The sequence below is a fragment of the Devosia chinhatensis genome (genome assembly GCF_000969445.1).
Classification (GTDB): Bacteria; Pseudomonadota; Alphaproteobacteria; order Rhizobiales; family Devosiaceae; genus Devosia; species Devosia chinhatensis.
Window position 1 is genome coordinate 772950 of record NZ_JZEY01000054.1, and the last position, 12784, is coordinate 785733.

Genomic DNA, 12784 nt, shown 5'->3' on the forward strand with positions numbered 1-12784 from the left:
TCCTAGTGGTGTCCGGCAACCGGCTTGGGATGGTAGGGTGCTTCCATCAGCTTGACGTCATCCTCGCTGAGCTGAACCTCGAGCGCGGCGATGGCGTCATCGAACTGATGCAGCTTGGAAATGCCGACGATGGGGGCGGTGATGCCCGGGCGGGTCGCCACCCAGGCATAGGCGATCTGTGCAGCAGGGCGGCCATGGCGCTCCGCAACCTGCCGGACGGCGGCGACAACCGCGTCGTCCTGCTCCTTGCTGCGGTCATAGAGGGCGCCAGCGGTCTTGTCCGTCTGCGAGCGGGTGGTTTCGTCGCTCGTGCGACCGGCTAGCCGTCCGCGGGCGAGGGGGCTCCAGGGGATGACCCCGACGCCCTCGGACCGGCAGAGGGGCAGCATTTCGCGCTCTTCTTCGCGATAGATCAGATTGTAATGGGGCTGCATGGACACGAATTTTGCCCAGCCATGCGCCTTTTGCAGGCCAAGGGCCTTCATGAATTGCCAGGCATGCATCGAGGAGGCGCCGAGATAGCGAACCTTGCCGGCGCGCACGACATCGTTGAGCGCATCGAGCGTTTCCTCGAGCGGGGTGTCGTAGTCGAACCGGTGCAGCTGGTAGAGGTCGATATAGTCGGTGCCCAGGCGCTTGAGGCTGCCGTCGACCGCCTCGAAGATGTGCTTGCGCGACAGGCCGCGATCGTTGGGGTCGGTGCTCATCGGATTGTAGAGCTTGGTGGCAAGCACCAGCTTGTGGCGCGGAATCGGCTTGAGGACCCGGCCCACGACGTCTTCGCTTGCCCCGGCCGAATACATGTCTGCCAAATCGAAGAAATTGATCCCCAGGTCGACCGCCTTGTCGATGATCGGGCGCGAGGCCTCCTCGTCCAGCACCCAGGGCGCCCAGTTCGGGGAACCGAAGGTCATGCAGCCCAAGGCCAGCCGCGACACTTTGAGTCCAGTACGACCGAGATTGACATAATCCATTAGAACACCTCGCTTGTTTCAAAATGGGCCATTGCGAGCACGTGCCGCCCTTATGGCCTTCAAAATGCTTTATGTGCAGCAATCTGTGCACATAAAAGCGGCGAAATCAAATGCTGCGCGAAAGTTTCTCATCCCTATTGCGTCATCCCGAACTCATGGGTACGGTGGGTGTATCAACGTGGTAGAACACATGTTCACATTCGACGCCTCCAGCATCGACAAGTCGCTCCCGGTTCCGGTGGGAACGCAGCTGCATGGACTTCTGAGCTATGTGCTCTCGTTCAGCGACATGCCCTATGGCACCAAGCTGCAATCGGTTCGTCAGCTCGCTGCCGAACTCGGCGTGGCGCCGATGACGGTGAGCCAGGTCTATCAGCAGCTGCGCGATGACGGCCTGATAGAGATGCGGGCGGGACTGGGCGCCTTCACGGTGCGCGATCCGCGTCGGGCGCTGGACGACAACCAGCCCATCAATGCCCTCAGCCGCGACATCGACGCCATCATCGCCAAGGCCGAAGCCCTGGGCGTGCCGGCCATGTCGCTGGTTGCCATGATCAATGCACGCGCGCACATGCGCCGGCCCGAACTGGGGCTCAACATCGTCTTCGTCTGCATCTTCGAGGGGCCCGGCCGCGATTATGTCGACCAGATCCGTCCCACGCTGTCGGTGCTCGATACGATCGAGCTCGTTACGCTGGAGAGCCTGCGCCAGGAGGGCCCGCAACGCCGGGCATGCCTCGCGGCCGACCTGGTGGTGACCTTCGGGCATCGCGAGGCGGAAGTGCGGACCCTGCTCAAGGGTGCGGACGTGCTGGGACTGCGCTTCCTGCCGTCGCAGCGCACCCGACAGACCCTGGCCGGTCTCGACCCGCGGGCCCGCGTCGCCGCCGTCACCCACTTTCAGGAATACATCGCCATCATGAGGCCCAGCGTGCGCGAATTCGCGCCGCATGTCTCGGACATCCGCGTGACCTGGTCGTCCGCCCCGGACCTCACCGAGATCCTGGCGGCCTGCGATGCCGTGGTCTTTGCCTCGGGCGCCGATCACATCGCCCAGCTCGTCCGACCCGGCGTCCAGTGCTTCGAATATCGGCATGCCCCCGATCCGGGCGCGCTCGAAACAATCCTTGCTCCTCGACTGACGGCCCTGCGCCAATCCAAGGGCGGTCAGGGCGCGGAGCGGAATAGTGCCTAGGTTTCAAGGAAGGGAACACAAGTGAAGCATTTTCTGTTGACCACCAGCGCCATCGTCGCGCTGAGTTTCATGCCCGTGCAGGCCGGCATGGCCCAGGACAGCAACACGCTGGTCGTGGGCATGGACGTCGATGCCGGAACGCTCGATCCGCGCCTGATGCGCGACACGACGGCATCGCGCACCGCCGATCTCATCTATTCGGGCCTCGTGCACATCACGCCGAGCCTCGAGGCCGTGCCGGACCTGGCCGAAAGCTGGGAAACGCCCGATCCCACCACCTTCATCTTCAAGCTGCGCCCTGACCTGACCTTTTCGGATGGCAGCCCGCTGACGGCAGATGACGTCGTGTTCACCTTCACGACGCTGATCGATCCCGACCTCAACGCGCCCTCGCGCGCGCTCTATACCCCGATCAGCGCCGTGGAAGCGGTGGATGCGCAGACCGTCAAGTTCACCCTGAGCGCGCCCTATGCGCCGCTCCTGAGCTATCTCGATATCGGTATCGTTCCCAAGGCGCTGGTCGAAGGCGGCCACGACATCGCGCTCAACCCGGTCGGCGCGGGCCCGATGAAGCTGGTGTCCTGGAACCGTGGCAGCGAGATCGTCCTCGAAGCCAACGAGAATTACTGGGGCGAGGCTCCGGCCATCGAGAACGTCACGCTCAAGATCATCGGCGACAATTCCGCCCGCTCGCAGGCCTTCGAGGCCGGTGACCTCGACGTCGTGCAATCGCCGCTGGCGCCGCAGGATATCGAGCGTCTTTCAGCCGATGACCGCTTCGGCAATGTCATCACCGCTGGCCTGGGCGTGAACTACCTGAACTTCAACGCCAAGGACCCGCTCCTGGCCGACCCGAAGATGCGCCAGGCCTTCGCCATGCTGGTGGACCAGGACACCATCGTCAACGACATCTATGAAGGCGTCGACCAGGTCGCGACCTCCATCATCCTGCCCTCGTCCTGGGCCTATTCCGACAGCATCACGCAGCCGACCTTCGACATCGACGGCGCCATCGCGCTGTTCAACGAGCTGGGCTGGTCGGACACCGATGGCGACGGCATCCTCGACAAAGACGGCAAGCCGCTCGAAGTGACGCTCGCCACCCACAGCGAAGACACCAACCGCGTCCAGACCGTGGAATTCCTGCAGGCCATGTTCGAGGCCGCCGGCGTCAAGGCGATCGCGCAGATCAGCGACTGGCCGTCCTTCTCGACCAATTACGTCCAGCAGGGCAAGCACCAGATCGCGCTGCTCGGCTGGCTGAACATCGTTGATCCCGATCGTCTGATGTTCGCGCAGCTGACCACCGACGGGCCGACCAATTGGGGTGGCTATTCCAACCCGCAGGTCGACGAGCTGCTGCAGCTGGGTCGCTCGACGCTGGACCAGGCCGGCCGCGCCGAAGCCTATCAGGACGCCGCGGCGATCATCGCCGAAGAGCTGCCCTATTATATCGTCTCGGCTCAGGGGTATCAGCTGTTCTACGCCAAGGATCTGCCCATCGATGAAGTGCAGGCCACCCCGCGCGGCAATCTGCGCGGCCTGATCGGCTACACCGACTGATCAACCGAACGAAAATGGCCGGCGCTTCGTGCGCCGGCCTCCCCCACCCAGAACGGGAGTACCGGCGATGGCCTTCAACCAGCGTCTGGGCGCGGATTTCTATGCGTCCGTCCAGCGTGATCTCCGCACCGCGATGGCCCGCGATGGCATTGATGTGCTGTTGCTCGATAGCAATGACGACATCATCTATACGACCGGCTTTTCCCACTACACCACCGAACGGCCCGTGGTCTTTGCCCTGACGCAGGACAAGGCCCTTCTGCTTGTACCTGAGCTCGAGCGCCACCATGCACTCGCCCAGGACAGTGCCGCCGAACTCGTGGTCTATTTCGAATTTCCCGGCCGCGACCGCCCATTTTCGGTTCTGGCGCGGACGCTGGGCGACATCGGTGGCGTCATCGGTCACTCGGCAGGCGTTTCCGTTGGACGCCTGGGCCAGATCGGCGCGGCCTTTCCCAATGCGCGTCTTTCGGCGTCGAGCATTGTTTCCACCATGCGGCTGCGCAAGCGTCCCGAAGAGGTGGTGTTGCAGCGCGAAGCGGCCCGTATCTCCGATTCCATGGTGCAGGCGGGCGTTGACCTCCTCAGCGAGGCGCTGACGACCGGCTCACGCATGCCCACCGAGATCGAGATCGAGGCCCATATCATCCGGCATGCGCTCGACATCATGAACCACGAGCACGAAAACCTGATGCTGGTGCAGGGCATTGCCGGAGGCCTGGTCTATTCGGGCCTGCGCTCGGCGTTCCCCCATGGCATGCCCAGCGGGCATCGTCCGGCCCGGGGCGAGAGCATGATCCTGTCGCTGGGCTGCCGTGTCGGTGGCCGGGCAGCGGAAAGCGAGCGCACCTTCATTCTGGGCGAACCCAGCAAGGAGCAGGAGCGCTTCTATAATCTGGCACAGGAGGCGCAGGCTATCGGCACGGCCGGACTTGTGGCCGGGGCAACCTGTGCTTCGGCGGACGACCGGGCGCTGACCTTTTTGCGCGATGCCGGCATGAACCAGTATTGCCTGCACCGGGTGGGGCACGGCATGGGCGTCATGTTTCACGAGCCGCCCTGGGTCGAAGGCGGGGACGAAACCATTCTCGAGCCCGGCATGGTCTGTTCGTCCGAGCCTGCCCTCTACGTACCCGGACTGGGCGGTTTCCGCCTGGCCGATACGGTGCTGGTCACCACGGACGGGCCGGACAGCCTGACCAAATTCCCGCGCAAACTCGACGAGGTCATCCTTGGCTGACCCTGCACGCATTCCACGAGGCTAGACCGCTATGCTCGCCTATGTCACCCGTCGCTTGCTGCTGCTGATCCCCATGGCGATCGGCATGGTGATCGTTACCTTCGGCCTGTTGCTGCTCATCCCCGGCGATCCGGCCGCCGTGCTGCTCGGACAGGACGCGACACCCGAGGCCATCAACAATCTGCGCAACAGCCTGGGGCTCAACGATCCCTGGTATATTCGGCTCTGGGACTATTTCGCGGCCCTGCTGCGCGGCGATATGGGCCAGTCCATCTTCCAGAACCAGCCGGTCGCGCAGATCATTGCCGGTCGCCTGGGCGCTACGGTCGAACTGGCCATCGTGGCCCTTCTTCTTGCCAGTATCATCGGCATCACGCTGGGCGTGCTGGCGGCGATCCGGCAGGGGTCCTGGGTCGATACGGTCACCATGCTCTTCGCCCAGCTCGGCGTATCCATGCCGGTTTATTGGCTGGGCCTGCTGCTGATGCTGCTTTTTGCCGTGCAGCTGGGCTGGCTGCCGTCTATCGGCCGCGGCGTGCCGATGCATGAAGCGATCTGGGCCGCCCTGACGGGGCGCCCGCAAGTGTTGTGGACCTCCATCAGCCATATCGCGCTTCCTGCTCTGGCGCTCGCTGCCAATTCGGCCGCGATCATTTCGCGGCTGGTACGCGCCTCCATGCTGGAAGTGCTGCGTGAGGATTTCGTGCGCACCGCCTATGCCAAGGGCCTGCGCAAGGGCAGGGTGGTGGTCCGCCATGCCCTGCGCAATGCGCTGCTGCCGGTGCTCAGCGTCATCGGCCTGCGCTTCGGCGCCCTGCTGGGCGGTGCGGTGCTCACCGAATCCATCTTTGCCTGGCCCGGCCTGGGCCAGCTGACCATCGCCGCAATCAGCCAGCGCGACCTGCCTCTCATCCAGGGCATCGTCCTGACCTTCGCCATCGTCTACGCGCTGGTGAACCTGATCGTCGACCTTCTCTATGCCGCGGTCGATCCGCGCGTGCGTCTGGGATAATGGCCATGCGACTGCCCAAGCCTCTCACCAATGTCTCGCTGGTCGTCGGCGCGCTGATTTCGCTGACCATCATCCTGCTGGCCATCTTCGCACCCTATGTGGCAACCCACGGGGTCGAGCAGATGGACATGCGCAACCGCTTCGACGGCCCGACCTTCGAGCACATCCTGGGAACCGACAATTTCGGTCGCGATCTGTGGTCCCGCCTGGTTTTCGGTGCACGGATCTCGCTCACCATTGCGGTGATCTCGGTAACGGCCTCTGCCCTCATCGGCACCGTCGTGGGCCTCGTGGCTGGCTATTTCGGCGGCTGGGTCGACCAGGTGCTGATGCGCATCACCGACATTTTCCTTGGCTTCCCGGCCATCGTACTAGCCCTGGCCATCGTCGCTGTCCTAGGGCCGGGCGTGCTCAACGTCTCGCTGGCCATCATCGTTGTGGCCTGGACCGAATATGCCCGTGTCGTGCGCTCGACCACGCTCGTGCTTCGCGAGCAGAACTACGTCCAGGCCGCCAAGGCCCTGGGCGCCAGCCCGCTGCGCATCCTGTTCCGCGAAATCCTGCCCAATGCCATGGGGCCGATCATCGTCCTGGCCTCGCTGGGCCTGGGCACCGCGATCATCTCGGAATCGGCGCTGAGCTTCCTCGGCTTCGGCCTGCCGCCTCCGGAGCCGACCTGGGGCTGGACCCTGGCCTATGGCACCCGCTTCATGCGCGACGCCCCCTGGCTCTCCATCATTTCGGGCCTGACCATCATGGTCACCGTGCTCGGTTTCAATCTCCTCGGCGACGGATTGCGGGACGTGCTCGATCCGCGTCAGCTCTCCCGCGCTGGAGCAAAGGCCGCCAAGGCCAAATAACCAAAGGAAAAACTTGAATGGTCAAGTCCATCAACCAGCTTCGCCCGAAGTTCACCACGCATGCCGATGGCAGCGACGCGGTCCTCTATATCCACGAACTGGTCGGTGAGCAGGACGGCCCCACGATCGGTATCTCCGCCGCGATCCACGGCAACGAGAACACCGGCTCGCAGGCCATTCTGGAACTCTATCGGCTGCTCAAGGACGTGCCGCTCAAGGGACGTATCCTGCTGCTCCCGGTGGCCAACCCCTATGCCTTTGCCGTCAACGAGCGCTATTCGACCATCGACAAGGTCGATCTCAATCGTCAGTTCCCCGGCAATCCCAAGGGCACCTATAGCCAGCAGCTCGCCCATGCCATGACCGAGCACTATCTGAACGTCATCGATGTCCATATCGACCTGCATTCGGGCACCGACCGGCCGACCGTCGACTACGTCTATATCTGGAATGACGAGCGCCTTTCGCGCGCCTTCGGCTCCAAGCTGCTCTACCGTCCGGTCGAGAACAAGCAGGGCACCGTCTTTGGCGGCACCACCAAGTCGGTGACCATCGACACCCGCAACATTCCGGTTGCGGTGATCGAGCTGGGCGGCGGGATTGTCGACCAGGGCCCCTATCTCAAGCGCACGGTCGACGGCGTCCTCAACATGCTCAAGACACTGGGCGCAATTCCAGGCGATCCCTGGACCAACCCGCAGCAAATCGTCGTCAACGAACTGGCCGGCATTCGTCCCAGCCAGGGCGGTTGGCTCGAGCCGCTGGCGCCCGCCAATGGCGAGATCATCAAGGGCGGCGAACTGCTCGGCCGGGTCGTCAGCCCCTATACGTTCGAGACGCTGGAAGAGATCCCGACGCCTTTCGAGAATGGCGTGATGATCATGCAGCACCTCACCCGCAACCTCGTCCATAGCGGCGATTATGGCTTCATGGTCGGCAATCTCGAAGGCGCCACCGACTGAGTGAAGAGAATGGATCGGCTTTTGGCCGAGACTGGAGACGACGGCAATGAGCCAGATCAGCACTGTGCAAGCACCCGCGATCGAGGTGAAGAACCTCGAAATCGAGATCATGGGCGGGCAGGGTCCGTTTTCCGTCGTCTCCGACATGAACTTGTCCGTGCGGCCGGGGGAAACGCTCTGCATCGTGGGCGAGAGCGGGTGCGGGAAATCCATGACCGCCCTGTCCCTGCTGCGCCTCCTGCCCGAGGCGGCCAAGGTGACGAAGGGCGAAATCCGCATAGATGGCGAGGATTTCCTGACCATGGGCCAGCGCCAGGTGGAGCAGTTCCGCGGCGAAAAGATCGCGATGATCTTTCAGGAGCCGCTGACCGCCCTCAACCCGGTGCTGCGCGTCGGCGAGCAGATTTCCGAGGCCGTGCGGGCCCACCGCAAATGCAGTGGCGCGGAGGCGCATGCGCGTGCCGTCGAGGTGCTGCGCATGGTGCAGATGCCCGACCCCGAACGCCGCGCCACCCAGTTTCCGCATGAATTGTCGGGTGGTATGCGCCAGCGCGCCATGATTGCGCTGGCTCTGGCTTGCGACCCCAAGATCATCATCGCCGATGAGCCGACCACGGCGCTCGACGTGACCATCCAGGCCCAGATCCTGGGGCTGATTTCCGATCTCCAGAAGCGCCTGGGCACGGCCCAGATCCTGATCACGCACGATCTGGGCGTGGTCTCGGAGGTCGCCGACCGGGTGATCGTCATGTATGCCGGGCGCAAGATCGAGGAGGCGAGCATCTTCGACCTCTTCGACAACCCCATCCATCCCTATACGATCGGACTCATGGGCGCCGTTCCCGGCGCCGGGGCAGCCTCGGAAGACGGCGACCGGCTGGCTGACATTCCCGGCACCGTACCCCCGCTCTGGAACCTGCCCAAGGGATGCGCCTTCGCCCCGCGTTGCCCGACCGCCTCGGCGCGCTGCCTTGAGGAGCGTCCGCCACTTGTTGAAAAACGCCCGGGCCACTGGGCTGCCTGCTGGGATCATGTCGATGCAGCGTGAACGCGAACCGCTCCTGAGCGTAGAAAACCTAGAGGTTCATTTCCCCATTCGCGCAGGCGTGCTCCAGCGCCAGGTGGGTGCGGTCAAGGCCGTGGATGGGGTGAGCTTTTCGCTCGACCGTGGTGAGACGCTGAGCATTGTGGGGGAAAGCGGCTGCGGAAAATCCACCACCGGCCTCGCCCTGATGGGCCTCGTCAAGCCGACCGGCGGGCTGGTGCGCTTCGATGGCGAGGAAATCAAGGGCTTCAGCCGTGCGGCGCTCAAGAGCTATCGGCGGCGCATGCAGATCGTGTTCCAGGACCCGTTCTCCTCGCTCAACCCGCGCCAGAAGGTGAAGGACATCATCCGCGCGCCGCTCGATATCCATAAGGTCGGCACCCCGGCCGAACGCAACGAGCGCGTTGCCGAGCTGATGCAGCGAGTGGGCCTGAGGCCCGACCAGGCCGACAATTTCGCGCACCAGTTTTCCGGCGGCCAGCGCCAGCGTATCGGTATTGCCCGCGCCCTGGCGCTCAACCCCGACGTCATCGTCTGCGACGAGCCCGTCTCGGCGCTCGACGTCTCGGTGCAGGCGCAGATCCTCAACCTGCTGAGCGACCTGCAGCGCGATCTGGGTGTTTCCTATCTCTCGATCTCGCACGATCTGGGCGTGGTCGAATTCATCTCCCATCGGGTGGCGGTGATGTATCTGGGCAAGATCGTCGAGATCGCGCCCAAGAAGACCATTTTCGCCAATCCGCGCCATCCCTATACCGAGCTGCTGATGCGCTCCGCGCCCTCGCGCGACCCGCGCAAGCGGCACGCCTTCAGCGCCAGCAATGACGATATGCCGAGCGCCACCCGCAAGCCGGCGGGATGTCCGTTCCATACGCGTTGCCCGCTGGCCACCGATATCTGCAAGTCCGACGAGCCGGCGCTGACCGCGCGCGACGACGGCCAGCTCGTAGCCTGCCACCACCGCTGAGTTGATCCCATGACGCCTTCCTATCTCTTCACCAATGGCCGCATTCTCGATGCGGAGGCCGGTACGCTGCACGACGGGCTCGACGTGCTGGTGAATGGCCCGCAGATCGCGGCGATCGGTGCCGCTCTCGCACGGTCCGAAGCGACCGAGGTGATCGACCTGGACGGCAGGACGCTGATGCCCGGCCTCATCGACTGCCACGTGCATGTCGTTGCCGAAACGCTCGATCTGTGGGGCAACATGATCGCGCCGGCCTCACTGTCGGCCTTGCGGTCGGCGCGGGTGATGACCGAGGCGCTGCACCGGGGTTTCACCACGCTGCGCGATCTGGGCGGAGCCGATTACGGCCTCGTGCGGGCGGTCAATGAAGGTCTGCTCGACGGGCCACGCCTCGTGATCTGCGGCAAGGGGCTGACGACGACAGGCGGCCATGCCGACCTGCGCCAGCGCACCGACGATCGCCCGGGACTGTTCTCGGACCGGCTAGGATCGATGGGCCTCATCGTTGATGGCGTGGACAACGTGCGCACGGCCTGCCGAACCATGATCAAGGAAGGCGCGCATTTCATCAAGGTGATGGCCAATGGCGGCGTGTCGTCGCCGAACGACCCCATTCACTCCATTCAGTATTCGCGCGACGAAATCGCGGCGATGGTGGAAGAGGCCGAAAATGCCGGCCTCTACGTCGCTGCCCATGTCTATACCGACAAGGCCATCCGCCGATGTGCCGAGCTCGGCGTACATTCGCTCGAGCATTGCAACCTCATCGAGCCGGAAACCGCGCGCATCGCCGCCGAAAAGGGCTGCATCGCGGTGCCGACGCTGGTGGCCTACGATGCCCTCGCCCTGGAAGGGGAAGCACTGGGGCTCGGTGCCTCCGAGTTCGCGAAGATCGAGATCGTGCGCCAGGGGGGCCTGCGGTCGCTCGAAATCATGCGCGATGCCGGATTGCCGATGGCATTCGGTTCCGATCTCCTCGGGCAGCTTCGCAAATATCACTGCATGGAATTCGAGCTCCTGGCCAAGGTGCTGACACCGGCCGAGATCATTCGCTCGGCCACCATTATCGGCGCGCGGCTTTGCCGGCTGGACGGGCAGGTGGGTGTCGTGGCCGAAAAGGCCTTCGCCGATCTTCTGGTGGTCGATGGCAATCCGCTCGAGGACATCGCCTTGCTCCAGGATGACGGGGCGCATATGCCAATGATCATGGCCAATGGTCGCGTGGTAAAGTCTGCCCTCTAGCGCACCGGCCCGATGGAGGCTGCCATGGCGGTGAATGCGGACCATCCCTTGCGGCCGGCTGATTGGGTCACCGGATTTGCGGTGCTGATCCTGTGCCAGCTTGCAGGCGAAGCCATGGTGCAGCTGCTACGCATCGTCTCGCCCGGCTTCGTCTTCCCCGGCCCTGTCGCGGGCATGCTGCTTCTGGTGCTGATCCTGAACCGGTTCGCCGAGCGCGCGCGGTCCACCATTGCAGTCGCCAATGGTCTGCTCGGCATCCTGGCGCTGCTGTTCGTTCCCTCCGCGGTGGGCATCATGCAGCATTGGGCCGTCATCCAGGCCTGGGGACTGCCGCTTCTCTTGGCAGTGATCGGCTCGACCGTGCTGACATTGCTGGTCACGGTCTATGCTTTCATCGTCACCGACAGATGGGTCGAGAGGCGCAGGCGATGAGCGGATTATCCGGCATCTGGGTTTACCTAGCGGCCTCCCCGCTGACCTGGCTGGGCGTGACGCTGGTGGCTTTCGTTCTGGCCATGCGGATCGGGGCCTTCCTCGGCAATTCGCCCCTGGCCAACAGCGTTCTGGTGTCGGCCGCGTTGATCATTCCAGCGCTGCTGGTGACGCGCACCCCGTATCAGATCTATTTCGAGGGCGCCCAGTTCGTGCATTTCCTGCTCGGACCGGCCACGGTGTCGTTGGCGGTACCGCTCTATCGCAATCGCGACGCGGTCAAGCGTTCGCGCCTTCCCATTGTCGTTGCCCTGATCGCCGGAGCCCTCACGGCCATCGGCAGCGCACTGGCCATTGCTGCCCTGTTTGGCGCGCCGCCAGATGTTCTCGCCTCCATCGCGCCCAAATCGGTCAGCGCGCCCATTGCCATGGAGCTGGCTAATGGCATTGGCGGCATTCCGTCCCTTGCGGCAGTTCTCGTCATCCTCACCGGCATCACCGGCGCCGTAATCGTTACGCCGCTGATGAACGCGCTCGGCATTACGGATTATCGGGCACGCGGCTTTGCAGTGGGCCTTGCAGCCCACGGCATCGGGACGGCCCGCGCGCTGCAGGTCAGCGATGTTGCCGGCGCCTTTTCGGGAATCGCCATGGCTCTCAACGGCGCCTTCACAGCCGCTCTCATCGTCGGCGTGATGCAGCTGCTTTAACGCAGGGCCGCTTCTCCACACTATCGGCAGGCCCGCAGAACGCCTGCGGCTTCGCGCTTTTGTGCGCGCATTCAGCCCCTTAGCGTCCCAAATACAAGATGATGCAATGACAGGCAGATTGTCAGACAATCTGTTTGACATCGTATTTTCGATCTGCTTTCTTGGTTTGGGACGGAGGACTTCATGGATAGTGAACTTTACAAAAGCGGTCTCAAGACCCGGCGCGAGGTTTTGGGTGAGGAGCATGTGGCGCGGTCTCTCGCCAGCATGGATGACTTCACAGCTCCCATACAGAAGCTGGTGACCGAGTATTGTTGGGGCGAAATCTGGGGGCGGGACGGTCTTGATCGCAAGACGCGCAGCCTTATCAACCTCGCCATGCTTTCGGCGCTGAACCGCCCGCACGAAGTGCGCCTGCATGTGCGTGGCGCCCTCAACAACCAGGTGTCGCGCGAGCAGATCCAGGAAGTGCTTTTGCAGGTCGCAATTTACTGCGGCGTTCCGGCGTGCCTCGACAGCATGAAGGTCGCCGTCGAAGTCTTCAAGGAAGAGGACGCCAAGTCCGCACAGGCGGAGGGCTGA

At 63.7% G+C, this 12784-nt stretch carries 13 protein-coding genes; 12 read left to right on the forward strand and 1 reads right to left on the reverse strand.

Features of this window, described 5'->3' with window-relative positions:
- Positions 1 to 2: 2 nt before the first annotated feature.
- Entirely contained in the window at positions 3 to 974 is a 972-nt protein-coding gene (locus tag VE26_RS03760) for an aldo/keto reductase (protein ID WP_046103819.1), read from the reverse strand.
- A 190-nt stretch (positions 975 to 1164) separates the two neighbouring features.
- Here VE26_RS03760 and VE26_RS03765 point away from each other — a divergent pair, with 190 nt between their 5' ends.
- The 12 genes from VE26_RS03765 to VE26_RS03820 all read left to right on the forward strand — a co-directional run bounded on the left by VE26_RS03765 (position 1165) and on the right by VE26_RS03820 (position 12784).
- Entirely contained in the window at positions 1165 to 2169 is a 1005-nt protein-coding gene (locus tag VE26_RS03765; protein WP_046103820.1) for a GntR family transcriptional regulator, read from the forward strand.
- A gap of 21 nt (positions 2170 to 2190) precedes the next feature.
- A complete protein-coding gene (locus VE26_RS03770; protein WP_046103821.1) occupies positions 2191 to 3732 on the forward strand; it encodes an ABC transporter substrate-binding protein in 1542 nt (513 codons plus the stop codon).
- 67 nt (positions 3733 to 3799) lie between these two features.
- Positions 3800 to 4972: a M24 family metallopeptidase gene (locus tag VE26_RS03775; protein ID WP_046103822.1), complete on the forward strand. Its 1173-nt coding sequence runs from the start codon at positions 3800 to 3802 to the stop codon at positions 4970 to 4972.
- Between the two features lie 31 nt (positions 4973 to 5003).
- Positions 5004 to 5984, forward strand: a complete 981-nt coding sequence (locus VE26_RS03780) for an ABC transporter permease (RefSeq protein WP_046103823.1) — start codon at positions 5004 to 5006, stop codon at positions 5982 to 5984.
- A gap of 5 nt (positions 5985 to 5989) precedes the next feature.
- Positions 5990 to 6844, forward strand: coding sequence for an ABC transporter permease (locus tag VE26_RS03785; RefSeq protein ID WP_052715817.1), 855 nt, complete (start codon positions 5990 to 5992; stop codon positions 6842 to 6844).
- Between the two features lie 17 nt (positions 6845 to 6861).
- Positions 6862 to 7806, forward strand: a complete 945-nt coding sequence (locus VE26_RS03790) for a succinylglutamate desuccinylase/aspartoacylase family protein (protein WP_046103825.1) — start codon at positions 6862 to 6864, stop codon at positions 7804 to 7806.
- A gap of 46 nt (positions 7807 to 7852) precedes the next feature.
- Entirely contained in the window at positions 7853 to 8854 is a 1002-nt protein-coding gene (locus VE26_RS03795; protein ID WP_046103826.1) for an ABC transporter ATP-binding protein, read from the forward strand.
- Positions 8844 to 9818: an ABC transporter ATP-binding protein gene (locus VE26_RS03800; protein WP_046103827.1), complete on the forward strand. Its 975-nt coding sequence runs from the start codon at positions 8844 to 8846 to the stop codon at positions 9816 to 9818. The genes VE26_RS03795 and VE26_RS03800 overlap by 11 nt, the downstream gene beginning before the upstream one ends.
- Positions 9819 to 9827: 9 nt before the next feature.
- Positions 9828 to 11060, forward strand: coding sequence for a metal-dependent hydrolase family protein (locus VE26_RS03805; protein WP_046103828.1), 1233 nt, complete (start codon positions 9828 to 9830; stop codon positions 11058 to 11060).
- 24 nt (positions 11061 to 11084) lie between these two features.
- A complete protein-coding gene (locus tag VE26_RS03810; protein ID WP_046104984.1) occupies positions 11085 to 11492 on the forward strand; it encodes a CidA/LrgA family protein in 408 nt (135 codons plus the stop codon).
- A complete protein-coding gene (locus VE26_RS03815; protein WP_046103829.1) occupies positions 11489 to 12202 on the forward strand; it encodes an LrgB family protein in 714 nt (237 codons plus the stop codon). The genes VE26_RS03810 and VE26_RS03815 overlap by 4 nt, the downstream gene beginning before the upstream one ends.
- Before the next feature lie 183 nt (positions 12203 to 12385).
- On the forward strand, positions 12386 to 12784 hold the full coding sequence (locus VE26_RS03820) for a carboxymuconolactone decarboxylase family protein (protein WP_046103830.1): 399 nt from the start codon (positions 12386 to 12388) through the stop codon (positions 12782 to 12784).